Genomic DNA, 23,713 nt, shown 5'->3' with positions numbered 1-23,713 from the left:
CGGCGAAGATGGCGGTGCAAGGTGCGGCGGAGCCGGACGGGCGGAGCCGGACCGGCGGGCGACGGGGAGGGACCGATGGCGGCGGACGGCGTACGGGACGTGGTGTGCGAACGCGCCCTGGTGGACTGCCGGTTGCGCGCCGCGACCGAGCTGCTCGCGCACACCTGGGACCCGTTGGTGCTGGCCGCGCTCAGCCCGGGGCCGCTGCGCCGCAGCGCCCTGCTCGCCTCCACCGGCGGCATGAGCGACAAGGTCCTCACCGAGGCGCTGCGCCGCCTGCTCGCCAACGGTCTGGTGGAGCGCCGCACTTACCCGGCCGCGCCGCCCCGCGTCGAGTACGGCCTGACGCCGCTCGGCGCGAGCCTGACCGAAGGGCCGCTGCGCGCGCTCGCCGACTGGGCGCTCGACCACGGGGAGCAGCTGCTCGACGCGCAGGAGCGAGCGGCGGCCGCCGCGGTCGAGCGCCGGGCGGTGGCGGCGGGCGGAGCAGTGGCCGGGGCGGCGGGCGGGGCGGTCAGTCCCGCAGACGCAGCGTGACGAACGGGATCGTGTCGCCCGGCAGCACGTAGCGCTCGAACTCCACGAAGCCCCGCGCCTCGGCGAAGCGCAGCCCGTCGGCGTTGGACGCGAGCACGACGGTCTCGATGGTCCGCGCGCCCCGGGCGCGGGCCTGTGCGACGCCGCGGGCGCACAGCGCGGCCCCGACGCCCCTGCCGCGGTGGGCCGGCAGCACCCGGGCGATCACCGTGGCGGTAGCCGCCGGGTCGTCGGGCGGCGGCGGGCGCAGGGTCGTGCAGCCCACGAGGGCGCCGCCGCGGTAGACGACCTCCAGGTGGTTGCGCCGGACGCGCTCGCGCACCTCGTCCAGGGAGAGCGGCGCGGTCGGGATGACCGCGTTGTGGACATGCCGCCAGTCGCGCAGGGCGGCCTCGTCCTCGGGCGTTTCGATGCGGAGGTCGTCGGACACGGAAGCCAGGTAAGCGGGCGGCGCGGGGGCGCGTCAACGCGATTCGGGGCCGCCGGCCGGATCGGCGGCCGGGTCGGCGGCCTGGTCGGCGGCCTGGTCGGCGGCCGGGTCGCCGGCCGGGTCGAGCAGCGCGAGGACCTGCGCGGGAGTCCAGTGGCCCGCGGCGCCCGGGCGCGAGGCGAGGTAGCGCGCGATCTCCGGCGCGCTCAGCCGCCCCGCCTCGTACAGGCCCCGCGCGATCTGGCGGAGGTACGGCGGCGAGGGCGCGGTGTGCGCGACGTCCTCCACCCCCCAGGGCGCGGTGAGGGTGAGCAGCGGCACGCCCTCCCAGCGCCCCGGGCACACCAGCGTCTCGTAGCGGCCGGGCCCCAGCCGCAGCCGTCCCGAGCGGACGGCGGCGCCGAGATCGAGCGCGCCGCCGTGCGGGTCGGGCCGGTCCGCGCCGTCCGGCCGCCGCCCCGGCGGCCGCGCGTACATCTCCTGCGCCGCGATGTCCCGCAGCTGACCGGACGTCACGAGGTAGGCCCGCCCCCACACGACGCCCGGCGCGTCCGGGTCGTAGAACGCGCGCCCGCCGCCCCACACGGGCGAGTGCGTGGCGAAGTACACCGCCCCCGGCAGCGCGACCGCCGTGTCCCGCGCGGGCATCCGCCGGTCCCGGCAGCCCGGGTACGTCCGCGCGCCGCCCTGCGCGCCGCCCGCGCCGCCGGCCACGTAACGGCGCAGCCGTTCGCGGCGCGTGTTGGGCCGTACGCCGCGTACCAGACGGGGTCGCCGTCCCCGTCACCGTCACCGTCGCCGCCGCCCCTGCCGTCCCGCCGTCCCGCGTCCACTCCGCGAGTATCCGCGCCGCGGGACCGTCCCGCAGCTCCACGGGGCCGCCGGGGCCACCGCCGCCGCCCAGGGCGGGCGCCGGCCCGCAGGGCCCCGCCCAGGCGGCTCCCGGCGAAAGAAGCACCGGCACGGCTCGGCGCCCGAGTGCTAGCCTCCCTGCCATGCGCATCTCCGGACCCCACTGACGGATCAGGCGGCCGACCGCCCCGGGCCGACACGAGCCGACACGAGCCGCGACGGCTCGACCCGGCTCCCACGGGCCCGGCCCGGCCCGGGTTTCCGCATCCCGCGGCCGTTCTGACGATCCGTCATATCCGTGCGCTTCCTTCCGCCTGCGGGCGCGCCCGCACGCGCGGTGAATCCGGAGATTCCGATGTCCTCCCCCGCCGGGGCGGGCGCGTCCTATCGCGCCGCCCTCACGCTCCCCCATGCCCGCGGCCCCTTCGGCGCCGCGATGCTCGCCCGCCTCTCGTACGGGCTGCTCTCCCTGCCCCTGCTGCTGTCGCTGCGGCAGGCCACCGGTTCGTACGGCGTCGCCGGCGCGGCCGCCGGGCTCTTCGGCCTGCTGAGCGCGGTGCTGGGGCCGGCCAGGGCGCGTATGGTCGCTCGCCGTCCGCGGACGCTGCTGCCGCTCGCGACCTGCTACGGCGCGCTGCTCGCGGCGATCGCGGCGGCCGGCGCGACGGGCGCCGCGCGCTGGCTCGCGCTCGTCCTGGCCGTCGCCGCCGGGGCCTGCCCGCCGCCGGTCGGCCCCCTGATGCGCACCCTCTGGGGCGTGCTCGCCCCCGACGACGAGCTGCGCCAACGCGCCCTGAGCCTCGACACGGTCGCCGAGTCGACGGTCTTCGCGGTCGGCCCGGTCCTCGGCGGCCTGCTGATCGGCGGCGGCTCCGCCCCGCTGGCGCTCGCCGTCTGCGCGGCGCTGGTGGTCGTCGGGTTCGCGGCGTTCTCCCGGGCGCTGCGCCTCCTTCCTTCGCCGGCGCGCGGCCCGGTCGAGTCCGGGCCCGCGGCAGCGGCGGGCAGTCCGCTGCGCCACCCGGGTTTCGCCGCGCTGCTGCTGGTCGTGCTCGGCACCGGCGGCGCGCTCGCACTGGAGGAGGTCGCGGCGGTCGCCGCGTGGGGCGCGAGCGCGACGGGGTCGCTGATGGCGCTGTTCTCCGTCGGCGGGGTGCTCGGCGGCCTGCTGTACGGGCGGCGCACCTGGCGGGCCGGTCCGGTCCGGCGGCTGGGGGCGCTGAGCGCCGCGGGCGCCGTCAGCTTCGCGGCGCCCGCCGTCCTGCACGCCGTCCCCGCCGCGGGCGTGGCCCTGCTGTGCGCGGGGGCCTGCGTCGACACCCTGCTGATCACGTCCTACCTGCTGGTGAACGTGCTCGTCCCGGCGAACTCCCACACCGTCGCGGGCGCTTGGGTGAACACCGCCTTCAATCTGGGCGTGGCCCTCGGCACCGGCGCCGCCGGCCTGCTCACGGACCGCCTCGGCGCGAGCGCGGTGTTCACCGCGGCGGCACTCACCGCGGCCGCCGCGGCCGCGACCGCCGCACCGGCAGCAGCCGCACGCCGCCCCGCGTCCCCCACCCCCGAGCGGCTTGCGACCGACGCCCCCTCGACGAAGTGACCGCGGCCCCGCCGCCATAACCTGTGGCCCCACCGGCGAATGGCCGCCACGCCGAGCCCAGCCCACGCGCAGGAGAAGAGAACCCTCGGCGCCAGCCGCGAGCCATCGGTTCACCCGCTCAGCATGAGCGACCCGCAGGAGCACGGACAGGGCCCGTCCACGCGTCGCTTCCTCCGAGCCCGTTCGGCCCTTCTCCTCACCAGGACTCCGCTCGCAGGAACAGCGCGATCACCTCCGCGACGAACCAGATGACGAACGCCAGACACGCAAGCCACAGCCCCCATAGGAGCACCCGTTGTACGCGCATGAGCGGATCATCTCGCCCCGCGGTACGACCCTGGAGGCCGCGGCGGGCGACGCCGCCCCGGAAGCCGCTGCCTGATGTGAGCGCGCGGTGCACGTCAGGGTCAGCCGGAGATGGCAGAGGCCCCCGGACGATGTCCGGGGGCCTCTCACCTGCTGTGCACTCGGCAGGATTCGAACCTGCAACCTTCTGATCCGTAGGCGCGTGCAGCGCTGTGACTGGCGATCCGGACCGGGAGATCAGCGTGGAGCACACGGCGACCAGGAGACCGAGGGGTCCGCTGGCGTGTGCCGTTGAACGCCTGCGTTGATGTCAGCAATCGATGTCAGGCCGTGAGCGTGAACAGGGGCAAAGTGCTGGTGCCCCAGCCCGCAGCGCGGTAGATTCAAGTCGGCAATAGCTCACATGTTCGATTTTCCTGGGAGTTCAACTCTTCGCGCATGGTTTATTTCCACACGCTACTTACTGGAATGAGGTACAGTCATGCGGCATGAGCGAACAGCAGGATGCGCTTGAGGACCTTGAGTCCAGCGGTGTTCTCGCGGCCCTGGCGTGGGCCGACGCGTCGGCGTACCGGCGCACCATGGAGGACTACGACCCCGACACGGGGCATGATCAGGGCTGGGTTGGATCTACCGCCCACAAGCTCCTCGTTGACCGACTGCATCGGGCATTCTCTACGGGCAAGCACAGCGTGGATTCGCCCGAGTCTGCCTCGGCGGGTCTGGACCTCGTGGCGGCCGGCCTGGCCCCCGGCGAACATCGGAAGATGCCGCTCATCGCCCCGGGTGTGGTCGCCTGGTCCGACCTCAACCAGTCGCCGGGCTGGCGATGTGGAGAGTGGCGCATCCTGCTCACGTCGTTCGCCTACGGCGAGAGCAACCGCATCCCCTGGCCTCAAAAGAGTCCCACCAAGCAGCGCGTCGCGTCTCAGGGGAAGCCAGCGGGGTGGCTGGACCCCCACCCCACGCTGTTCGGCGACGAGCCTGATTCCCTCGCCGCTGTCATCCAGGCGCTAAGAGAAGAGGACGCAGACCTCAACGCGACAACGCTCATCGCCGCCCACAGCATCGAACGAGAGCTGGGCATCCGAGAACTTTACTTGGGGCGCTCTCGTTTGAATCGCGGGGGCGGAGATGCCTGGTACTGGAAGCATGATCTACTTGCCACCGACCCGGGAACTCCCACCGTGGGACCGATTCCAGCTTCGCCCGATCCGCTCCCTGGATCGCCCAGCGTCCAGGATGCGCCCGTTCGCCTCCGCCGGCAGTCGTTGGAAGGGAGCCGGGAACGTCGCCAGGCGTCGGGAGAGAACGACAAGTGACGAAACGAGTGGATGGTCATGGATTCCTCAGACCGTACGAATGTGCAGGTTGGTGACGCCTCTCGCCTGTTTGACGGACGTCGCTTGACGCTTGCACGGCAGTTGATTGGCCTGAGGAAGAATGCCCTCGCAACGAAAATCGACAAGAGCCCCACTGCTGTCGCGGCGTACGAAAATAATACAAAGCGCCCAGCTCCCGCGACAGTTGCACAACTATGCCTGACGCTTGGAGTTGACCCGGGTTTCTTCCTCCCCGGTCCTCATCAAGCGAAATCAAGTGACTGCGTACCCCACTTTCGGTCATTGCGTTCAACGACGCAGTTGGCACGAGATCAAGCTTTTGCTTACGGAGTTATTTCTGGCGATGTAGGCGCCGCGCTCGAACGGCACGTCGAATTCCCAGAGCCCAATCTCCCGCAGCTAAGTGTCGATGTGGAAGACGAGTCAAGCACCCTTCCCGAAGAGGCGGCCCGCATCCTCCGCAAGCATTGGGAAATCGACTCGGGACCAGTCGGACACCTAGTGCGCCTAGCGGAAAATCATGGCGTCGTGGTGGTGTTCAGCCCCCCACAAAATGCTGCCGTGGACGCCTACTCTTTTGATGACGGCTATAGGCCAACAGTGGTGCTGAATCCCACCAAGGAAGATTACTACCGTCAGCGTTTCGACGTGGCTCATGAACTTGGGCACCTCGTAATGCATGTGGACGCCGAACCAGGAAGTAAGGTCGTCGAAAATCAAGCCCATCGATTTGCGGCCGAACTACTACTTCCAGAAGATGAGTTGCGCGATCTCCTACCTAGCAAGGCCGACTGGAGAATTCTCGCAACTCTAAAGGAGACTTACGGCGTCAGCCTTCAGGCCCTGCTGTACCGATCTAGAGCCCTAGGCGTAATGAGTGAGGTGACGTATCGCAACACAGTCGTCTACTTGAACTCGAAGGGCTGGCGCCGCCGAGAACCGGGAGAGATGCCTGCCGTAGAGCAGCCATCGCTCTACCCAAAGGCAGTGCAGATCCTCTCCACGGTAGGAATTACTGAACTTTCATTGGCCAAAGAGTCCCGAGTAACTCCGGGTATATTTCGAACAGTAACAGCTAGATCCCCCGTGCGCGAGGATCTGTTTCTTGAGTCCCGAGGAATTGAAACTTCAGATGGAGTCATCCCTCTATTTCGGAGCAAAGTTGATCGGCCCGCGAATTAACACGGCGGACCTCGGCTGGAACAAGAATCCGGATGCACGGCTCATTCAGCGCTCGCATCTGTCGTCAGGTTAGGTAGATGTCATGCTTGGTGCCCCGGTCGAGACCGGGGCACCAAGCATGGGGCATGCGTTCGCGAGCATCGGCGTTGAAGTAACACAAAGCCTCACGACGGCCCTGCCTGTGCCAGCGCCCTCATCGTGGTCACGACCGATACGGCACCCGCTGCCGTGAGGGCTTGCGCCTTCCCCGGCTTGTTCGCGTACCCAATCGCCGACATGCCGGCCGCGTGGGCGGCTTCGATGTCGCGGACGGCATCACCGATGAAGATGGCTTCGGCTGGCTCCGCGTGCGCTGCCCGCAGCGTGGCGAGCAGGAGTTCCGGCGACGGCTTCATGGACTGCGGCCGGCCTGGCACCCGCCCGAAGCACCCTGCCACCAATGTTTTGAGCTGATGTGTATCGACGTACCGGTCGAGGGCGGCCGTCGCGTTGTTGCTGACCAACCACACCTGCCTGTCAGTTGCCGCGCATGCTTCCAGGAACTGCACGGCGCCCTCTGTCGGTCGTGCGTGGGCGACGGCTTCAACCTCCAGTTGCACCAAGGCACCGTCCGCTGCCGGTACCAGCTCCGGTCGCGCGTCGGCGATATGCCGCAGCATTGCCAGAGGATCCGTCAGCTCATGTCCCGGCGGGGGGCCGTCCGGCCCCGTCAGTAGGTCCGCCAAGCGTCGTGCGACATCGGCCGCTGGGAAGCCTGCGAAGACCGAGCAGACCGGCCCGTCGAAGTCGAGCAGAACGTGTCGCACTGGCGCGAGGATGGCGGCCAGTTCCTCCCGAGTCGTGCTCATGCGCGCTCGAAAGCGATGGTGGACCACACGCTGTTGAACCAGGTGGTGGCCTGCTGCACGTACTGGGAGCCCATCGACTCCGCATCCGGACCGGCGGCATGGTGGAACAGGGTCGCGTCCTTGCCTGTGATGTCGTAGAAGGTCCGGGCTTCGCCCTCGACTGCCAGCGTGCGTTCGCGTAGCGGGTAGAAGCCGAAGAACACATCGCGGTGGTTCAGGACGTACAGCTTGAACAGCGATGTCGCCCGGTAGACCTTCACGTCCACCGACGCCTTGTCGACCAAGCCCATCTCCGCCAGCACCTCCACCGAGTGCTTGATGCCGGCCGCGTTCGTCAGCGCAATGTCGCGGGCCCGGTCCCTGAGTGCCGGGTCATCCGCCAAGCCATCCACCAGGGTCGGAACCGCCATCGGGGCCGTAGTGTCCGGCAGCAGGAGTCGAACCGCGATGGACTCCGGCCGCAGACGGCCTGCGCGGATCTTGTCGAGGGGTTCTTGCATCGCGCTGTGCAGCGTCTCGCTGCTGAACCCCGCGAAGTCGACTGTGACCTGCTGGTCGGCGAACGCCATCTCCAGGTGCGGACGTAGGCCAACCGGCCGCTCGGTGCGTTCGCGCACGTAGGAGCCGGACCCCTTGCGGGTCACGATCAGCCCCTCGTCCCTGAGCATGTCGATGGCCCGCGTGACCGTGCCACGGGCCACCTGGAAGCGCCTGGCCAACTCGGGGCCGGACGGAATCTGTGTCCCGGGCTCGAACTTCTTCGTCAGGATCTCGGCTCGCAGAATGCCGCTGACCTGCAAGTACGGCGGGCGTTCGTCGTTCGGATCGAGGCTCATAGAGCCATGGTAAGCCACCTGTCCAACATGCACGATCTGCTCAGCCTGCTTGACCTGTCTAAGCAGGCTGGTTATGTTGGTCACGTCGCCACAGAAACACCCGAGGCGACACGGAGGGGCCCTTCTTTGGGCTGCTCAGACATGACCAGGAGCCCCGCGGTGGACGGGGGGAGGCGCCCGGGGCCTTTGCATCCGGAGGGCACAGACCGAAAGGTCACGTCTCTGCCTAGAACGGGCCCAGGCCGCTCTACCTGATACGGGAGCGGCTGGCCCGAAGGAGACATGCACGTCAGCCCCGGTATCCAAGCCGTGAGGGCGCCGGATCAGATCCGGCCCGGGGCACTCGCACCACCCATGCCCGGTTCGGCGGCTCCCGACCAAGGAACATTCCGCCGTTCCGGGTTCCTCCATCCTCTTCGATCGTCTGGAGACGACCCGTGTACGACTTCGTTGGGCCCCATCGGGCCTTGAGTACGGACGAGTTCATCGAACTCGCGCTGGGCACCCCGCTTGACCTGTGGCTGGGTGTCGAGGGCGAGAGCGAGCAGGAGCAGGCCGCGCGTGAGGCGGCGGCCCGGGACATCCTCGCCGACGACCCGGGCATGGTCGACCGCACCACCGCGCTGGCGGTGGAGAGCATCGGCCGGACCATGCCGGAGCTGCTGCACCTCGCCCCGGCGCCCCGCCCCGCCATGGCGGCCCGCCGCCGGTCGGTGCGCAAGGGGGCGGCGGCATGACCACCAACCTGACGACCGGCGCCGGCACGGCCCGCACGGACGCGAACCTGGACGCCGCCCGCGCGGACGTGAAAGCCGAGATCAGCCGGACGGACAACAAGGCGTCGCTGTTACTGGCGTTCGTCGGCGCTCTGCTGGCCGGGGTGTGGACCGTGGCGTCAGGCCGGCGCCTTCCGCTGGTCTCGTTGGTGATCGGTGGTGCGGCGATGCTGTTGCTGGCCACGGTGGCGGGTGTGCTGCTGTGGGCGGTGCGCCCGAACCTGGGCGGTGCCCGGCCGGTCGGCTTTCCCAAGTGGGCGACGCTGGCGCCTGAGCAGGTGGTCGCTGACCTGTCCGGCGACGACCGTGCCGAGCACATCGCCGTGTTGTCGCGGATCGCGGTGCGGAAGTTCACGCACCTGCGGCGCGCGGTCGACCTGACCTGTGCCGCTGGTGTGCTGCTGGTCATCGCCGCTGTGATCGCGGTTGGGGGTACGGCATGACCCGGACGGCCAAAATCCTGCTGGTGACGGCGCTGGTGGTTGTGGTCGGGATGGCGTTCCGGGTGTCCTGGAACGCGTTGCGCGACATCGCCAGCACGGTCGGCGCCGACCCGACCGCCGCGCTGCTCTACCCGTTCGTGGTCGATGGCCTGATGGCGCTCGCGCTGGTGGCCACCCTGGTGCTGACGGGTACGGACCGGAGGTTCGCGCTGCGGGTGCTGGCCGGGTACACGGTCGCCTCGCTGGTCCTGAACTACGTGCACGGCCTGGTGCCCGCGCTGCACGCGCACACCGCCGGTCGGCTGCACCTGGTCGACAACGGGCCCGCCAACTGCGTGCTCGTGCTGCTGGCGACCTCGCTGCCGGTCGGGTCGATTTTCTTCGGCTCCGACCTGGTCGCCAAGGTTCTGCACCACCGGCCCGCCCTGGTCGCAAATCAGGATCAGATCATCCTCTCTACCGTAAATCGGTTGGGGTCTGACCTGCGGGAGTCGACCCCTACCGCCCTGCCCGAGCCGGTCGACGTACCCGTGTCGGAGTCGACCGATCCGGCGCCGCTGCCCGTACCGGTCGAGCCTGCCCCGTCCGGTCCGCGTCGCCCGACCGGTCCGGTGCCGAAAGCCGCCCGCACGCCCCGACCGACCCGCACCGCCGACCAACTGCTGACCGAGGCACGGCGGCTGACCGTCGACTGGTCGGACGACGAGCTGACCGGCGAGGCGATCCGCAAGGCCGTGCACACCTCGTCCGCCAACGGCCGGATGCTGCGCGACGCCCTGCGCGCCGAACGCACCGCGCCCGCGCCACTGCACCTGGTCGACACCGACCAGCGCGCCCACTCCGCCGCTGCGGCCCTGTGAGAACGGGAGACCTGGTCATGACCGACATCAGCAAGGCGTCCGCCGAAGCGGTGGAAGCCGCGCGGCAGGGAGAACAGTTCGCGATGATCCTCGCCACCCTCAAGGCCGTGCAGGCCATCCAGCCGCAGCCGCCCGCGCCCCTGCCGGCCGCGCCGCAGCGGTCCGGCGTCGAGACGGCGGGCAAGTGGCTGGCCATCGGTGCGGGCGGTTCGATGCTCATGGTCACGGTCGCGTTCGCCGCTGTCGCGCTGGCCATCGCATCGGCGTGCATCGCGCTGGTGGCCTTGGTGGTCTACGGCATCTACCGCGACATCAGGAAGCGGTGACCCCGTGATCCGAACCCACCCGAACGACCCGCCGCTGACTGCCGGAGAAGCCGCCAAGGCCGCCTGGTACATCGGCCGTATGGCCAAGCGCGGCCTCGCCGGTGACGACGTCGACCAGTCCGACTTGCAGCGCAAGTTGGACCGCATCATCGACGGCGCCCGCAAGCGCGCCGACCAGGCGGGCAAGTAGCTCTGCCCCGGACCGGCCGTCATCCGCCAAGACACCGGCCGGTCCGGGCCCCGCACCTCATACCAGAGAGCAGGTAACCCCAGCATGACCGAAGTCATCGACCTGGACGCCTACCGGCCCCGGTCCGCACCCGATCTGACCAAACACACCACCCCGCCCGACACCGCGCCGCCGCGCGAGGTGCTGGAAGGCGGCGTCATCCCCGCCGCCACCACGGTGACCGCCCCGGCGGCGCCGCTGTGGCGGCGTACCGCCCGCACGGTGCGGGTGGTGGCCACCGACCCGCGCACCCGTACCGCCGCCCGCACCGCCGCCCGGCACGGTGCGTACGTGGCCGGCGGCGCGGGCATCCTCGCCAAGCGCACCTGGGACGGCCGCTCGGCCGCGCGGTACGAGCGGATGATCCGCATCGCCGAAGCCGCGGGGCAGCACGAGACCGCGATGGAGTGGGAGGAACGGGGCCGGCAGTTCCGCGCCGCCCGCCACCAGCGCCGCATGGACCTACTCACCGCCCCGCAGCGCGTCGCCAAGGGCGCCGTGGTGGGCACCGCGACTACTGCCGGGGGTCTGCTGGGCTTGGGCATCGTGCTGGCCTACGCGGAGCGGGACGTTGCGCAGGTCATCGCGCCGCTGGCGTTCACCATCGACGCCATCCGCACCTTGGTGTGGCTCGCGTCGGTGGTGTGGGGCCCGGCGCTGTTCCTCGCCCCGTGGGCGGCCCTGTTCGGCCTGTGGAACGTCGGCAGGCGCGGGCAGGCGGCCCCCAACTGGGCTCTTCCGCCCGTGCAGCGCTCCACCGATGGGGTGCCGATCACCCCGTCGATTGTGGTCACCGCCCTGCGTGACCTGGGCATTGCCGCCCTGCGCGGCGCGATCAAGGCCATGGAGGACAACGGCGCCGCGATGCTCGGGCCGATCCGGATCGCCGGATGCGGTGTTGAGGTCGACGTCACCCTCCCCTCCGGCGTCAGCACGGAAGAAGTCCAGGGACGCCGCCGCAAGCTCGCGGAGAACTTGGGACGGCACGAGCACGAGGTGTTCATCAGCATCCCGACCGCCGCCCGCACGGTCCGGCTGTGGATCGCCGACTCCGGCGCTCTGGACGAGCCGATCGGCCCGTCCCCGCTCACGATCGACGCGGACATGTCCGCCGCCTACGCGACCGGTCGGGCGCCGTGGGGGCAGGACCTGCGCGGGGACGCCGCGCTGATCAGCCTGTTCCAGCGCCACCTGCTCATCACCGGCCTGTCCAACCAGGGCAAGACTGCGAGCCTGCGCGCGCTGCTGCTGTGGCTCGTCCTCGACCCCACCGTGCAAGTCCGCATCGCCGACCTCAAGGGCGTAGGCGACTGGCGGATGTTCGACGGCCTGGCCACGGTGCTGATCGAGGGCCCGACCGATGACCACGTCATCGACGCCACCGAGATGCTGGAAGAGGGCGTTGCCGAGATGGAGCGCCGGTTGATGGCTCCGGCCGGCACCACCTGGGACCCGCTGATCCTGCTGGTAGATGAGGCACAAGTGGCGTTCATGTGCCCGGCGGTCGGCCCCGACAAGCGACCCTACGGCGGGGTCAAAGCCACCTCCCGGTACTTCCAGGCCGCGCGGAAGATCCACAACCAGGGCCGCGCGGTCGACGTGCTGCTGTGGCAGGGCACCCAGGACCCCACCGACCAGAACCTCCCCAAGCTCGTCCGGGAAGGCGCGCACATCCGCGCCTCGCTCGTGCTCGGTACGGAGTCTCAGGCCCGGATGGCGCTGGGCGACAAGGCCATCGACGGCGGCGCCGCACCCCACAAGCTCCGCCAGGGCCTCGACAAGGGCACCGTCGTCGTGGCCGGCGACGGCGTCAAGCTCGCACCCGGGCAGTCCAGCGTGACCATCCGGACCCACTTCATCGACGGCGACACCGCCGCCGAGATCGCGGAGCGGGCCAAGGCTCGCCGCACCGGAGTGACCACCCGCAGCGCTGCCACGACCGGCGAGGCGGCCGACCACCTCGCCGACGTCCGGACCGTGCTCGGGGACACCGAGCGGATGCGCACGCAGGAGGTCTTGCAGCGGCTCGCCGAGCTGAACCCGGGCGAGTACCGCGAGTGGACGTTCCAGTCGCTCACGGCCGTGCTGGACGAGGCAGGGTGCCCGCCGTACACCTCCGGCGGGGTTCGCGTGGTCGCCCTCGCCCGCGTCCGCGAAGCCCTCCACGCCCGCGAGTTGGCTACCGAAAGTGAGTGAGGCGCCCGGTGAGGCGGTGAGTTCTCACCCGCCGCCTCACCGGCCCTGCCTCACCAACCCCACCAGCACAAAGACTCTCCGAGTGAGGCAGTGAGCTACGCCCCCGCCACCTGCGGAAACCCCTCAGAACACGGGTCCGGCAGACTCACTCACCTCCCTCACTCTCACGCACAGTGACCAACTTCCCGATCAGGAAGGGGGACCCGTGCCCGTGCCCGTCCACCGCTACCGGCAGGCCGGATACGACCTGCTCACCCGCCGCCAACTCCGCGCCAAGGGATTGCGCCCCGGCGGCGCCGAGCCCGTCGCGGAGATCCGCTGGCGCCGAGGGCGACGCGTCGCCTACCTCTACGACCCCGCCCGCGCCCTGCCCGTCCGACCCATGACCCCCGGACGCTGGCGCGCCCACACGGCGATGATGCGCGCCCGCCGGACCTGCCCGGCCTGCCGAACCGATCGCGGCTACGTCATCCCCACCTCGCTGGGCCGCTGCTGGCCCTGCGCCGCGTAGTACCCGTGGCGGCGGCTCCCGACCAAGGACAATCCGCCGCCACGGTCCTCCATCCGTCCCGAAGGACAGGAGAACCACCAGCATGACCCATCCCACCCCCCTCCAGCGAGCGCAGCTCCCGTTGCCCCTGCTGGAAGAAGCGCTGGCCCTGGCCATGCGCGCCGTTCCCGTGCTGCCGCTGCGCGCGGGCAAGGTGCCGTTCGGCAACTGCCCGGCGTGCGCGGGAAACGCGTGCGGTGGCCGGCCGAACATGAAGGCCCCTGGCCCGTGCGCCTGCCCGCGCCCGTGCCATGGCTGGGCTGCCGCCACCACCGACCCGCACATCATCGACTCCTCCGCATGGGCGCGGGCCTGGCGGGACGCTGCGGCGTTGGCCTACCACCCCGGCGGCGCGGGGTTGACCGTCGTGGACCTGGACAGCGCCGACGCAATCACGTGGGCCCGCGCCAACCTTCCGGCCACCCGCACGGTGCCCACGACGCGGGGTGAGCACTGGCTCTACCGGGGCGCCATGCGGTCGGTGAACGGCGTTCGGCTCGGCGTCGACATCAAGTCCACCATGGCCTACGCCCGGTGGCTGGGGCTCGGCTCCGGCACCATGACGCCCCTGCCGGACGCCGTGCGCGGACTGGCTGTGAGGCAGCCCGCCGCAGTCCGCCCGGCGACCGTCGCGGTGCCCGCGCTGGCCGGGGGCGGGGTGTGCCCGCACCGCGTGCCCGCCTATCTGGACCGTGGCATTGCCATGGCCGAGCAGCGCATCAGCGAGGCTGCCAGCGGGGTGCACGCCACGGTCTACCGGACGTTTCTCGCCGTGCTGTCCGCGCACGGTCGGTGCGGCTGCCTCACCGACACCCACACCGAGCGGCTGTTCGCGGCAGCGCAGGCCAAGGGCGAGACGGCCCGGCACTGCGCCGACGCGTGGGCCAACGCCTTGACCCGGTTGGGGCTGTGACCCATGGCCGAGGATGAGAAGAACCCCGCCCGGGAGATCATCACCGACTACGCGCAGGCGCACTTCCGGTACTTCCGCACCGCCGAGGGCACCGTGTACGCGCAGCGCAACGGTCACCCCGTGGCCCGCCCGATCCGTTCCCAGGGCACGACCGGCAGCCACCGGCAGGAACTCATGGTCGGCCTGTTCCGCGACGGACGCGGCGTGTTCAACGGCACCGCCCTGAAAGAGGCCCTGGACCTGATCGAAGCGCTTGCCCTGACCGAGGATGTACAGCCCGTGCACATCCGGGTCGCCCCCGGGTTCGACGGGGCGACGTGGCTCGACCTGGGGCGCGATGACGGGCAGTCGGTGCGTATCCACCCCACCGGGTGGGACATCACCGTCCCCGACCCCCGTGAAGTGTGCTGGCGGCGCACCCAGCTCACCGGGGAACTCCCCCTGCCCACCCGCGACATCGACAGCAAGGGCATTGATCTGCTGCTGCGGCTGTGCAACTTCGCCACCGCCGAGACCGAATGCCTGGCCATCGCCTGGCTGATCGGCTGCCTGGAACCGTCCGTGCCCGTCCCCGCGCCGTTCCTCACCGGGCCGCAGGGTGCGGGCAAGTCCACCGGCGGGCGCATGCTGATCCGCATCGTGGAGGGCATGAGCGGGGACCTGCGCCGCGCCCCCAAGGACGAGGAGAACCTCATCGCGGCGGTGGCGGCCGGATGGGTCACCGCCCTGGACAACCTGAGCCACATGACCCCCGACCTGTCCGACGCGATGTGCTGCATCGTGACCGGCGCCGAGAGCGTCAAGCGGGCGCTGTTCACCGACGGGGACGTCTTCCGCGCCCGCTACCGCCGCCCCCTCCTGCTGACCGGAATCGACGTCGGCGTCATCCGCCCGGACCTTGCCGAACGGCTCCTGCCGCTGCGCCTGGAACGCCCCCGCGTCCGCCGCACCGAGGCCGAACTCTGGGCGGAGTACGCGGAGGTTCTGCCCGTCGTTCTCGGGTCCCTGCTGGACCTGACGGTCCGGGTCCGGGCGGTAGCGGCGGAGACCCCCACCGATCTGCGGATGGCGGACTTCGCCCACCTGTGCGCGCAGCTCGACGCAGCCACCGGCCTCGGGGCCCTGCCCGCCTACCGGGCCAGCCTGGACGACCTCAACGACGACGTGATCGAGGGCGACCTCCTCGCGCAGACCGTTCTCCAGCACGCCGAGACCATCGACCCGGGCGCGGCCGAGCGGATGACCTCCACCCAATGGCTTCACTGCCTCAGCCACCTCTACAACGGCGACGAACTGCGCCCCCTACCCAAGGGCTGGCCCACCACCGGCAAAGTCCTCTCCGACCGCCTCAAGCGCCTCCAGCCCACCCTCGCCGCCCGGGGCGTCATCATCGACACCGGCCGCACCTTCGAGGGCCGCTACCTCGAAATGACCCGCCCCGCCGCACCGCCTCCACCCGAGCAACAGGAGGCGTTCTGACCCGTCACCCCGGGACAAGCAAGAAGAGCACCACGCGCCGCTGTGCCCGGGTGCTCCTCTTGCTCTTCGGCCATGGGCCGCCCCAGGATCGCGCCGCGAAGCGGCACCTTCCACACGCTGTGAGGCGCACCGCGCCACAACAGACGCCCCCTCTTTTTCCTAAGAGGGAAGACGCTGCGTCATGTGCGTCATGCGAGCCGGAAACCCACCTCCGGCCTGCGGAAAAGGCCATGACGCAGACGACCGGCCCTGCGTCATCCTGCGTCATCTGCGTCATGGGCTGCGACACCCCATGACGCAGCAATGACGCACGCATGACGCAGCCCCGCACCGCCGCGTCATGCAAACCCCCAGGTCAAAAGCTCGCATGACGCGGATGACGCAATGACGCAGAAATCCGAACCTCGGACAGACCCACCCCACCCCCGCCGTGCCCCGCAGCACCGCCGCTGCGGGGCACGGCCCATGTCCGGACCAGGAGGACACGGTGACCACCGCCCCACCGCAAGCCCTGACCGTCCCCGAAGTCATGACGGCTCTCCACATCAGCCGCTTCAAGGTCTACGACCTCATCCGCTCGCGCGAACTGCCGAGCTTCACCATCGGCCGTGCCCGCCGCATCTCCGTGGACGCGGTCGCCGCCTACATCCGTACCCGCACCGAAGACGAGGACTGACCATGGCAAAGCGCCGCGCCAACGGTGAAGGCACCATCACCAAGCGGGCGGACGGCCGGTACCAGGCCGCCGCGTACGTGTACCGCCCGGACGGCACCCGGGTACGGAAGTTCGTCTACGGACGGACCCGCGAAGACGTGGCCGGCAAGCTCACGGAACTCCAGGAGAAGACCCGGCAGGGAATCCCTGCCGCGACCTCCGCCATGGCGTTCGGCGACTACCTGACCTACTGGCTCGCCACCATCGCGCCCACGCGCCTCAAGCCAGCAACGCTCAACAGCTACGAGGGTCTGACCCGCCTCTACATCCGCCCCGCGCTCGCCAAGAAGAAGCTCAACCGCCTCTCGCCCGCCGACATCCGGCTGTTCCTCGCGCAGTTCAAGAACGGCTGTCTGTGCTGCCTGCGCGGAGTCGACAAGGCGCGGCCCCAGGAGGAACGCCACTGCTGCGCGGTGGGCCGCTGCTGCGAGCGTCGGCCCTCCGCCAGGACCGTCCAGTACGCGCACGCCGTACTGCGGTCCGCTCTGCAACAGGCCGTTCGGGAGGAACTGATTGCCCGCAACGTCGCCCGAATCGTGGAAACACCCACCGTCGAACGTCAGGAGGTCCGTCCGTTGGACGCCGCCGAAGCCCGGATGCTACTCAGGACCGCCCGCGCCCACCGGCTCTACGCCCTGTGGCTGCTGCTGATCTCCACCGGGCTGCGACGCGGGGAAGTCCTGGCGCTCACCTGGTCGGATATCGACCTGGTCAACGGGCAGCTTCGGGTGCGGCGAAACCTCCAGCGCATCAAGCGAGAGTTGATCTTCGGCACGCCGAAAACAGCGCGCTCGCTCCGCACCATCGCGCTCCCCAAGCGGTGCGTGCAGGCGCTCAACGAGCATCGGGAAGCGCAGGAGCGGGAGCGGAAGGTGGCCGGCACGAAGTGGGTGCCGGTGGCCAGTCAGCCGACCGGCCTGGTGTTCACCACCGCCACCGGGCGGGCGACCGACCCGCGCAGCCTGAACCGGATGCTGACCATCCTGTGCCGGGACGCCAAGGTGCGCCGGGTGCGCGTGCACGACCTCCGGCACACCTGCGCGTCGCTGCTGCTCGCACAGGGAGTCGATGCCCGGACCATCATGGAGACGCTGGGCCACAGCACCATCACCATGACCCTGGACACCTACGCGCACGTGATGCAGACGACCCTGCGAGCCGCCGCCGACCGCATGGACGACACGCTCGGGGTGGACGATCCGGAGGAAGCCGAGACGGGCGACGCGAGCCCCGGAGCCGCCGCCTGACGGGAGCTCCCGGCCGCGTTGATGTCAGTCGGTGATGTCAAAGGCCCCCTGGACGATGTCCAGGGGGCCTTTGAACTGTGTGCACTCGGCAGGATTCGAACCTGCAACCTTCTGATCCGTAGTCAGATGCTCTATCCGTTGAGCTACGAGTGCGGGGCTTGCGTCCTGGCCCTGGGGGCCGCTCCGCGTTGCGTGGACAACATTACATGAGGTGGCGCGGGAGGTGAAATCGATACGGCAGAGGGGGGATGAGCTGCGGAAACGGGGTCCGCGGGGGTCGCGCCGAGAGGGGGGTGGAAGGCGCGGGCAGGCATGGGGAAAAGGGTGGAGCCCCGGCCGGGCGGGGCAGGGGCTCCTGGGTCGTGATGGCGGAGGCGGAGGGATTTGAACCCTCGATGGACGGTAAAGCCCAAACCGCATTAGCAGTGCGGCGCCATAGACCGGACTAGGCGACGCCTCCTGGGTACGTGCCCGGTGACCGGGCGCGTGGAGGAATGATGGCACAGCCTGGAGGCTGCGACCAATCCGAGAATACGGTACAAGGCCGGGCCTGGGCAGGGCAAAGCGGTTGGCCGCTGCGGCTGCCTCCGCGTGGGCGCCGCCGCGCCCACGATCGGGTGAGGTGCCGCGGCGGCCGGCCGCCCGTGCGGTAGGGAGACCGCATGACCCGTACGGCGTCCCTCTCGCTCCGCGCGCTCCCCGCAGGCGTCCGCGCGCTGCGCGCCCCGCTCGTCCCGCTCGCCCTCGCGCTCACCGCCGCCGCGGCGGTCGCCGCGCTGCTGCCCGCGCCCGCCGCCTCCGCCCTCGGCGTCCCGCGGACGTTCGACCGGCTCACGGTGGCGTACGACGACGGCGCGGGCCACGCCCGCTTCTACCGCATCACCTGCGGGCTGCGCCGCGAGGACGAGCCGTGCGCGCACCTGGACTTCCTCGGCGGCCCGCTGCCGCCGGTGCCGGCCGGGCAGGCCTGCTCGATGATCTACGGCGGCCCGCAGACCGCCCGGCTCAGCGGCAGCTGGAACGGGCGGCCGGTGATCGAGACCTACCGGCGCACGAACGGGTGCGAGGTGGCGCGTTGGCACCGGATGGAGCCGGCGCTGCCGGACCCGCTCCGGGTCCGGCACATGCGGCCGATGGCCGCCTGAAGCCGCCCGCGCCCGCGGCCGCCCGGCTTCGTGACACACGCCACACCCGCCCCGCACGACCCTCAACGGCGAGGCGCACAGCCCCACATGCGCATCCGACGCCCCGACGCAAGGGGCGACACGTACACTCGGTCTAGTGACATGGCCCGGGGGTGGCGGCAAGATGGGCCGCCCGTGACGAGGACCGCAGCCGACCGCGCCGCGTGACGGATGCGCGCTGTGCGGAGCAGGCCGCCCCGGGCGACGCGGCAGCACCCCGGCACCACCCCCGGCTCCACCCCAGCAGGCAGCAAGCAGCAGTACGCAGTGCATGCGGTTACAAGGAGGACGCGTCCGTGAGCAGCAGGCCATCCCGAGGCGCTGCTCGCCTCGCCTCGATACTCGACGCCCTCCCCGACGCCCTGCTCCTCGTCAACGCCAACGGCACCGTGGTGAACGCGAACGCGATCGCTCTGGAGACGTTCGAGACGCGGGGGACGGCGCTGGTCGGGCGCGGTCTGCTGGACCTGCTGCCGGACTTCGACCCCAAGCGCATCCCCGGGTCGATGCGCAGCCCGCGCGAGGCCGCCGAGGACACCCGGACGAAGCCGACCCGGATGACCGCGCACCGCACCGACGGCAGCGCCTTCCCCGCGCAGGTCACGAGCGCCAACCTGGAGGACGGCCGGACGCCGTACGCGGACTTCGGCGACGGCGTGCCGCACTACACCGGCGACGAGCTGCTGATGCTGGTGGTGCGCGACCTGTCCGGCACGGTCGACACGGAGGCCGAACTCGCCCGCCAGCAGCGGCAGACCGAGATGATCCTGCGCGCCGCCGCGGAGGGCGTGGTGGGCGTGGACACGGCCGGCAAGGTCGTGCTGGTCAACCCGTCGGCGGCGCAGATCCTCGGGCACCGCGCGACCGACCTGGGCGGCCGGGAGCTGCACCCGCTGGTCCACCACTCGCGCGCGGACGGCTCGCCGCTGGCGTACGAGGAGACGCCGCTCGCCGACACCCTCAGGAGCGGCCGCAAGCACCGGGTGCGCGGGCAGGTGCTGTGGCGCAAGGACGGCAAGCCGGTGCCCGTCGACCTGACCACGGCGCCGGTACGGGACGGCGACCAACTGGTCGGCGCGGTCATGACGTTCACCGACCGCACCCAGTACGACGCGATGGAGGCGCGGGTCGGGCAGCTGCGGGCGCTGCTCGACACCTCGCTGCGCGGGCCGCTGGCCGAGCTGCGCGGCGAGCTGACCGGGCTGGCCGCGGACCCGGCCGGGCAGCTGTGGCCGGAGGCCAACCAGATCCTGCACCACCTCGCCGCCGGGTACGCGCGGATCACCACGCTGATCGACAACGTGCTGGCCTTCCAGCGGCTGGACCGCGGCGAGGACCGGCTGCACCGCGCGCCCGTCGGGCTCGACGACCTGGTGGCCGCCGCGGTCGAGGGCGCCGTCGAGCTGATCGGGCCGGGGCGCGCGCAGTACGCGGTGCACGCTCCGCCGGCCGAGGTGTCGGTGGACGGCGAGCGGATGGCCACCGCGCTGTCCCACCTGATCGCCGACGTCGCGGGCGTCGACTCGGCCGGAAACGCGATCGCGTACTCCGGCGACTCCACGATCGTGGTCGCGGCGGCCCAGCGCGGTGACGTCGTGCGGATCGACGTGCGCGGGCCGAGCGCGGGCGGCGACCCGGTCCATCTGCCGCTCGCCCGCGGCGTGGTGGAGGCCCACGGCGGCGTGCTCCAGACCCACGAGGTGCCGGGGCAGGGCAGCGCGTACGTGCTGGAGGTGCCCGCGGCCGGCACCGGATCGGACGGTTCCGGGGCGGGAGCGGCGTCCGCCGCGGGCGGTCGTACGGGCACGGGTTCGCGCGGCCGCGCGGCCACGGCCGGAACCGGTACGGGCGGCGCCCGCTCGGGTGACGGCGGCGCGGACGCGGCGCACGGCCCCGCCGCCGGTACGGACGCCGGTACGGACGCCCACGCGGGCACGGACGCCGGCAGCGGTACGGGTGCGGGTGGTGCGCCGCCGGGTGACGGCCGGCCGCGGCCCCGCACGTCCGCCGACCCCGTCGACCCCTCTCATGACACCGGAACCATCGTCGCGCCCTGGGCGGTGCCTGCCGCAGCCGATCAGAGCGAGGCCCCGACCGGCCGCCGCCGCGCGCTGCGCCGGCCCTCCGACGAACACGGCGCCGCGGCCGGCGCCCCCGCCGGGGAGCCCTCGGGCGCGCCCGAGGGCGCGGGCCCCGACCAGCCGACCGGGCGCAGGGCGCGGCGCGCCCGCCCCGAGGAGGACGAGGGGGCGCAGGCCGGGCAGGCCGGGCAGCCGGTACGCGCCGAGCTGCCCGCGCCGCCGATCCCCAACGCCCTGCCCGCCGCGGGCGCCGACTCCGGCCGGCCGCAGGGCCCGCCCGAGGGCACCGGGCGGCGGGCCCGCCGCGCGATCGAGCCGCCGGCCGCACCGGGCGCCGCGCCGAACGCCCCCGTCGCCGTCCCCCCGCAGGGCAACGCCCCGCAGCCGTCCTGGCCGGCGTCTCCGGTGGGCGGCCCGCCCACCCCGCAGGAGTGGCCGGGCCCGCACGCGCAGAACCCGGGCCACCCCGCCGCGCAGAACCCTTCCGCGCAGAACCCTTCCGCCCAGAACCCTCCAGCCCAGCCGCCGTCCACGCCTGAACCGGGCAGCCGGCCCGTACCGCCCCGGCCCGGCACGCCCGAGCCCGCGCAGTGGCCCGGCCCGCAGCCGCAGCCGCAGCCGGAGGAAGGCGCGCAGCCGCGATTCCGCCGGCCGGGTACGAGCGCCTCCGGCGACTGGCCCGAGCAGCACGGCAGCGCGGGCGCCACCGGCGACGCGGGCACCACCGGCGACACAGGCGGCGACGACGGCGCCGCCGAGCCGGCCGCCGCGCCGTGGCCGGACCCGCAGGGTCAGGGCCCGCACGGCCAGGACTCCGGTCCGGGCGGCGGGCAGCCGGCACCGCGACGACCGGAGGCTCCGGGCCCCACGCAGTGGCCCGAGCCGCACGGCGCCGGCGGCGACCCGGCCGCGGGCGATCCGCGGCACCAGAACGCGTGGCCCGCCGCGCCGGGCGCACCGGCCGGCGGCCCGCCGCCGCTGGCGTCGGCGCCGCCCGCGCTCGGCATGGGCGAGCACGACGACCGCCAGCAGCACAGCCACGGCCGGGCCATCAGCGTGCGCACGCTCGGGCAGGGCGTGCCGTTCGCCGGGGACGCCCGCACCGGCGGTCAGCCGGAGCTGCCCGCGCAGGTCGCGGCCGGCGGCTCGGGGCGGCGGCGCAGGCTGGCCGCGCCCCCGCAGCAGAGCAGCGGCTCGATCCTGCCGCGGGTGCCGAGCCAGCCCGCGCCGACGCCGGGCGGCGAGACCCAGGCCAGGCAGCATCCGCAGGCCGACCCCGACAGCGGCCAACTGCCGGTCCGCAGGCCGGGCCAGGGCGACGGCGCGGGCAGCAGTACGAGTACGGGCACGGATACCGGTACGGATGCCGGTACGGGTACGGGTACGGGTACGGGTACGGCTCCCGCGCGGCCCGACGACCGGGAGACCGCGCTGCTGCGCCCGGTGCCGTCCGGCGACGCGGAGCAGGGCCGCTCCTACGCGATAGGCGCGCCCGCCGAAGGCGCGGACGAGGGGCCCGAGCTGCTGGACGGCCCGAACGGCGCGGTGGACGTCACCGATGCCGTCGACGCGGCGGACGACCGGCACGAGGAGCCGCTGGAGGAGCCGCGCCGGCTGCTGGTGTGGCCGGAGCCGGACGTCTCGACCCGCCAGGCGCTGACCGACCGCGGCTACCGGCCGGTGATCGTACGGTCCCGCGAGGAGGTCGACGCGCAGGTCGCGGAGCCGCCCGCGGCGCTGTTCGTCGACCCGCTGACCGGGCCGATCACCAGGACCGCGCTCCAGTCCCTGCGGCAGGCGGCGGCCGCCGCCGACGTGCCGGTGCTGGTGACCGCCGGGCTCGGGCAGGCGACGCGGGAGGCGGCGTACGGCGCCGACCCCGCCGTGCTGCTCAAGGCGCTCGCGCCGCGCGACAGCGAGCAGCACCCGCCGCGGGTGCTGCTCGTGGAGAGCCACGACCCGATCGCGCAGGCGTTCGCGGCGACGCTGGAGCGGCGGGGCATGCAGGTCACGCACGCGAACTCGGAGACCGACGCGATGACGCAGGCGGCCCAGATCCACCCGAACCTGGTGGTGATGGACCTGATGCTGATCCGGCGGCGCCGGCAGGGCATCGTGGACTGGCTGCGCGGCCACGCGCGGCTGAACACGACGCCGCTCGTCGTGTACACCTCCGCCGACATCGACCCGGCGGAGCTGCCGCGGCTGGCGTCGGGCGAGACCGTGCTGTTCCTCGCGGAGCGGTCGACGAGTACGGACGTGCAGGCGCGGATCGTGGATCTGCTCGGCAAGATCGGAGCGTAGCCGCGCTTCGCGCGGCGGTTCACCGGGCGGTGGGGCGTTCCCCATGCGGTGGGCGTTGCGCCGGCGGCCCGGTGGCCCGCCCCGGTGGGGCGTTCACCCGGCGGTGGGCCTCCTGCCGGTGACCCGGGGCCCCGCCCTGTGGGCGGGCGTTGCGCCGGTGACCCGGGGCTCCGCCCTGTGGGCGGGCGTTGCGCCGGTGACCCGGGGGCCCGCCCCGGTGGGGCGTTCACCCGGCGGTGGGCCTCCTGCCGGTGGCCTGCGGGCCCCGCCCCGTGGGCGGGCGTTGCGCCGGCGGCCCGGGGCTCCGCCCCGATGGGGCGTTCACCCGGCGGTGGGCCTCCTGCCGGCGGCCTGCGGGCCCACCCCGTGGGGCGTTCACCCGGCGGTGGGCCTCCTGCCGGCGGCCTGCGGCCCCGCCCCGGTGGGGCGTTCACCCGGCGGTGGGCCTCCTGCCGGCGGCCCGGGGCTCCGCCCCGGTG

Annotated in this window: 21 protein-coding genes and 2 tRNA genes; 17 read left to right on the top strand and 6 right to left on the bottom strand. The window is 72.3% G+C overall.

Features of this window, described 5'->3' with window-relative positions; translation table 11 throughout:
* Positions 1–75 precede the first annotated feature (75 nt).
* Positions 76–537 (top strand): winged helix-turn-helix transcriptional regulator, encoded by a 462-nt coding sequence (locus tag V2S66_RS04270; RefSeq protein ID WP_330793063.1) that lies wholly within the window; start codon positions 76–78, stop codon positions 535–537.
* Here V2S66_RS04270 and V2S66_RS04265 read toward each other — a convergent pair.
* Both V2S66_RS04265 and V2S66_RS04260 read right to left on the bottom strand, forming a co-directional pair.
* Positions 515–967, bottom strand: coding sequence for a GNAT family N-acetyltransferase (locus V2S66_RS04265; RefSeq protein WP_330793062.1), 453 nt, complete (start codon positions 965–967; stop codon positions 515–517). The two genes, V2S66_RS04270 and V2S66_RS04265, sit on opposite strands and share 23 nt — an antisense overlap.
* 33 nt (positions 968–1,000) lie before the next feature.
* Positions 1,001–1,615 (bottom strand): histone deacetylase, encoded by a 615-nt coding sequence (locus V2S66_RS04260; protein WP_330793061.1) that lies wholly within the window; start codon positions 1,613–1,615, stop codon positions 1,001–1,003.
* 559 nt (positions 1,616–2,174) lie between these two features.
* Here V2S66_RS04260 and V2S66_RS04255 point away from each other — a divergent pair.
* From V2S66_RS04255 to V2S66_RS04245, 3 genes are all read left to right on the top strand, one after another.
* Entirely contained in the window at positions 2,175–3,416 is a 1,242-nt protein-coding gene (locus V2S66_RS04255; RefSeq protein WP_330793060.1) for an MFS transporter, read from the top strand.
* Positions 3,417–4,210: 794 nt separating this feature from the next.
* A complete protein-coding gene (locus tag V2S66_RS04250) occupies positions 4,211–5,044 on the top strand; it encodes a hypothetical protein (protein WP_330793059.1) in 834 nt (277 codons plus the stop codon).
* 18 nt (positions 5,045–5,062) lie between these two features.
* Positions 5,063–6,247, top strand: a complete 1,185-nt coding sequence (locus V2S66_RS04245) for a helix-turn-helix domain-containing protein (RefSeq protein ID WP_330793058.1) — start codon at positions 5,063–5,065, stop codon at positions 6,245–6,247.
* Between the two features lie 164 nt (positions 6,248–6,411).
* Here V2S66_RS04245 and V2S66_RS04240 read toward each other — a convergent pair whose 3' ends face one another.
* Together V2S66_RS04240 and V2S66_RS04235 are read right to left on the bottom strand one after the other, a co-directional pair.
* The gene (locus V2S66_RS04240; RefSeq protein WP_330793057.1) at positions 6,412–7,095 is read right to left on the bottom strand and encodes an HAD family hydrolase; all 684 of its coding nucleotides are present in this window, start codon (positions 7,093–7,095) and stop codon (positions 6,412–6,414) included.
* Entirely contained in the window at positions 7,092–7,931 is an 840-nt protein-coding gene (locus tag V2S66_RS04235) for a GntR family transcriptional regulator (RefSeq protein WP_330793056.1), read from the bottom strand. Before V2S66_RS04235 ends, V2S66_RS04240 begins: the two co-directional genes overlap by 4 nt.
* Positions 7,932–8,398: 467 nt before the next feature.
* On the opposite strand from V2S66_RS04235, the gene V2S66_RS04230 reads away from it, so the two are divergent.
* From V2S66_RS04230 to V2S66_RS04180, 11 genes are all read left to right on the top strand, one after another.
* Entirely contained in the window at positions 8,399–8,668 is a 270-nt protein-coding gene (locus tag V2S66_RS04230) for a hypothetical protein (protein ID WP_330793055.1), read from the top strand.
* Positions 8,665–9,150, top strand: a complete 486-nt coding sequence (locus V2S66_RS04225) for a Pycsar system effector family protein (RefSeq protein WP_330793054.1) — start codon at positions 8,665–8,667, stop codon at positions 9,148–9,150. The genes V2S66_RS04230 and V2S66_RS04225 overlap by 4 nt, the downstream gene beginning before the upstream one ends.
* Entirely contained in the window at positions 9,147–10,010 is an 864-nt protein-coding gene (locus V2S66_RS04220; RefSeq protein ID WP_330793053.1) for a DUF2637 domain-containing protein, read from the top strand. The genes V2S66_RS04225 and V2S66_RS04220 overlap by 4 nt, the downstream gene beginning before the upstream one ends.
* A gap of 17 nt (positions 10,011–10,027) precedes the next feature.
* Entirely contained in the window at positions 10,028–10,336 is a 309-nt protein-coding gene (locus V2S66_RS04215; protein ID WP_330793052.1) for a hypothetical protein, read from the top strand.
* A 4-nt stretch (positions 10,337–10,340) separates the two neighbouring features.
* Positions 10,341–10,526, top strand: a complete 186-nt coding sequence (locus tag V2S66_RS04210) for a DUF6257 family protein (protein ID WP_330793051.1) — start codon at positions 10,341–10,343, stop codon at positions 10,524–10,526.
* A gap of 84 nt (positions 10,527–10,610) precedes the next feature.
* The gene (locus tag V2S66_RS04205; protein ID WP_330793050.1) at positions 10,611–12,761 is read left to right on the top strand and encodes an FtsK/SpoIIIE domain-containing protein; all 2,151 of its coding nucleotides are present in this window, start codon (positions 10,611–10,613) and stop codon (positions 12,759–12,761) included.
* Positions 12,762–12,966: 205 nt separating this feature from the next.
* Positions 12,967–13,272: an RRQRL motif-containing zinc-binding protein gene (locus tag V2S66_RS04200; protein ID WP_330793049.1), complete on the top strand. Its 306-nt coding sequence runs from the start codon at positions 12,967–12,969 to the stop codon at positions 13,270–13,272.
* Positions 13,273–13,354: 82 nt separating this feature from the next.
* Positions 13,355–14,224 carry a bifunctional DNA primase/polymerase gene (locus V2S66_RS04195; protein ID WP_330793048.1) on the top strand — a complete coding sequence of 290 codons (870 nt, stop codon included), beginning with the start codon at positions 13,355–13,357 and terminating at the stop codon, positions 14,222–14,224.
* 3 nt (positions 14,225–14,227) lie between these two features.
* Positions 14,228–15,703 carry an ATP-binding protein gene (locus V2S66_RS04190; protein ID WP_330793047.1) on the top strand — a complete coding sequence of 492 codons (1,476 nt, stop codon included), beginning with the start codon at positions 14,228–14,230 and terminating at the stop codon, positions 15,701–15,703.
* Positions 15,704–16,190: 487 nt separating this feature from the next.
* Complete coding sequence (locus tag V2S66_RS04185) at positions 16,191–16,379, top strand: helix-turn-helix domain-containing protein (RefSeq protein ID WP_330793046.1); 189 nt, start codon at positions 16,191–16,193, stop codon at positions 16,377–16,379.
* Between the two features lie 2 nt (positions 16,380–16,381).
* Entirely contained in the window at positions 16,382–17,665 is a 1,284-nt protein-coding gene (locus V2S66_RS04180; protein ID WP_330793045.1) for a tyrosine-type recombinase/integrase, read from the top strand.
* 80 nt (positions 17,666–17,745) lie between these two features.
* Here the strand turns inward: V2S66_RS04180 and V2S66_RS04175 are convergent.
* Both V2S66_RS04175 and V2S66_RS04170 read right to left on the bottom strand, forming a co-directional pair.
* Positions 17,746–17,818: transfer RNA gene (locus V2S66_RS04175), tRNA-Arg, on the bottom strand.
* Between the two features lie 213 nt (positions 17,819–18,031).
* Positions 18,032–18,125, bottom strand: a tRNA-Ser gene (locus V2S66_RS04170).
* Positions 18,126–18,327: 202 nt separating this feature from the next.
* On the opposite strand from V2S66_RS04170, the gene V2S66_RS04165 reads away from it, so the two are divergent.
* Positions 18,328–18,810 (top strand): hypothetical protein, encoded by a 483-nt coding sequence (locus tag V2S66_RS04165; protein ID WP_330793044.1) that lies wholly within the window; start codon positions 18,328–18,330, stop codon positions 18,808–18,810.
* Between the two features lie 335 nt (positions 18,811–19,145).
* Positions 19,146–23,234 (top strand): hybrid sensor histidine kinase/response regulator, encoded by a 4,089-nt coding sequence (locus V2S66_RS04160; RefSeq protein ID WP_330793043.1) that lies wholly within the window; start codon positions 19,146–19,148, stop codon positions 23,232–23,234.
* Positions 23,235–23,713 lie beyond the last annotated feature (479 nt).

This window comes from Actinacidiphila polyblastidii, from assembly GCF_036353415.1.
GTDB classification, from domain to species: domain Bacteria; phylum Actinomycetota; class Actinomycetes; order Streptomycetales; family Streptomycetaceae; genus Actinacidiphila; species Actinacidiphila polyblastidii.
This window is presented reverse-complemented; position numbering and strand designations above follow the sequence as displayed.

Bases quoted from the DNA above. Each gene is read 5' to 3' on its own strand.
- V2S66_RS04250 (WP_330793059.1), top strand. From the start codon at position 4,211: ATGAGCGAACAGCAGGATGCGCTTGAGGACCTTGAGTCCAGCGGTGTT.
- V2S66_RS04195 (WP_330793048.1), top strand. From the start codon at position 13,355: ATGACCCATCCCACCCCCCTCCAGCGAGCGCAGCTCCCGTTGCCCCTG.
- V2S66_RS04205 (WP_330793050.1), top strand. From the start codon at position 10,611: ATGACCGAAGTCATCGACCTGGACGCCTACCGGCCCCGGTCCGCACCC.
- V2S66_RS04215 (WP_330793052.1), top strand. From the start codon at position 10,028: ATGACCGACATCAGCAAGGCGTCCGCCGAAGCGGTGGAAGCCGCGCGG.
- V2S66_RS04190 (WP_330793047.1), top strand. From the start codon at position 14,228: ATGGCCGAGGATGAGAAGAACCCCGCCCGGGAGATCATCACCGACTAC.
- V2S66_RS04165 (WP_330793044.1), top strand. From the start codon at position 18,328: ATGACCCGTACGGCGTCCCTCTCGCTCCGCGCGCTCCCCGCAGGCGTC.
- V2S66_RS04240 (WP_330793057.1), bottom strand. From the start codon at position 7,095: ATGAGCACGACTCGGGAGGAACTGGCCGCCATCCTCGCGCCAGTGCGA.
- V2S66_RS04220 (WP_330793053.1), top strand. From the start codon at position 9,147: ATGACCCGGACGGCCAAAATCCTGCTGGTGACGGCGCTGGTGGTTGTG.
- V2S66_RS04255 (WP_330793060.1), top strand. From the start codon at position 2,175: ATGTCCTCCCCCGCCGGGGCGGGCGCGTCCTATCGCGCCGCCCTCACG.
- V2S66_RS04260 (WP_330793061.1), bottom strand. From the start codon at position 1,615: ATGCCCGCGCGGGACACGGCGGTCGCGCTGCCGGGGGCGGTGTACTTC.
- V2S66_RS04180 (WP_330793045.1), top strand. From the start codon at position 16,382: ATGGCAAAGCGCCGCGCCAACGGTGAAGGCACCATCACCAAGCGGGCG.
- V2S66_RS04235 (WP_330793056.1), bottom strand. From the start codon at position 7,931: ATGAGCCTCGATCCGAACGACGAACGCCCGCCGTACTTGCAGGTCAGC.
- V2S66_RS04225 (WP_330793054.1), top strand. From the start codon at position 8,665: ATGACCACCAACCTGACGACCGGCGCCGGCACGGCCCGCACGGACGCG.
- V2S66_RS04245 (WP_330793058.1), top strand. From the start codon at position 5,063: ATGGATTCCTCAGACCGTACGAATGTGCAGGTTGGTGACGCCTCTCGC.
- V2S66_RS04270 (WP_330793063.1), top strand. From the start codon at position 76: ATGGCGGCGGACGGCGTACGGGACGTGGTGTGCGAACGCGCCCTGGTG.